Source organism: Microseira wollei NIES-4236, from assembly GCF_020521235.1.
Classification (GTDB): domain Bacteria; phylum Cyanobacteriota; class Cyanobacteriia; order Cyanobacteriales; family Aerosakkonemataceae; genus Microseira; species Microseira wollei.
Genome location: NZ_BLAY01000480.1, coordinates 1 through 846, shown reverse-complemented (window position 1 = coordinate 846; position 846 = coordinate 1). Strand labels below are relative to the sequence as shown.

The following is an 846-nucleotide window of genomic DNA, read 5'->3' as shown; positions in this document are numbered from 1 at the left end:
GAGTGGCTGTACAACGGTGGCCCATACCAGCTGGTAATTTTCCACTTCCTGATCGGTGTATTCTGCTACATGGGTCGTCAGTGGGAACTATCTTACCGCTTAGGTATGCGTCCTTGGATCTGCGTCGCTTACAGCGCGCCAGTATCCGCAGCTAGCGCCGTGTTCCTGATCTATCCTCTGGGCCAAGGCAGCTTCTCTGATGGTATGCCTCTGGGTATCAGTGGTACGTTCAACTTCATGATCGTGTTCCAAGCAGAACACAACATCCTGATGCACCCCTTCCACATGTTAGGTGTGGCTGGTGTATTCGGCGGTTCTCTGTTCTCCGCAATGCACGGTTCGCTCGTAACCAGCTCGCTGGTACGTGAAACTACCGAAGTGGAATCGCAAAACTACGGTTACAAATTCGGTCAAGAAGAAGAAACCTACAACATCGTTGCAGCTCACGGCTACTTCGGTCGTTTGATCTTCCAATACGCTTCCTTCAACAACAGCCGTTCGTTGCACTTCTTCTTGGGTGCATGGCCGGTAGTAGGTATCTGGTTCACCGCTTTAGGTGTTTCTACGATGGCCTTCAACCTCAACGGTTTCAACTTTAACAACTCGGTGATCGACTCTCAAGGTCGCGTCATCAACACCTGGGCTGACATCATCAACCGCGCTAACCTGGGTATGGAAGTAATGCACGAGCGTAACGCTCACAACTTCCCCCTCGACTTAGCCGCTGGTGAATCTGCTCCCGTTGCTTTAACCGCTCCGGTTATCAATGGTTAAGATCTAGGTTGCTAGAACTTTAACGAAAAGCGCTCTCCTTTAGGGGGGCGCTTTTTGTTTTTGGGGTTTTTT

1 protein-coding gene is annotated in these 846 nt (G+C 50.6%); it reads left to right on the top strand.

What is annotated here, in order from left to right; genetic code table 11:
* On the top strand, positions 1-774 hold a 774-nt coding region (locus MiSe_RS49365; protein ID WP_226594916.1), incomplete at its 5' end, for a photosynthetic reaction center family protein.
* Positions 775-846 lie beyond the last annotated feature (72 nt).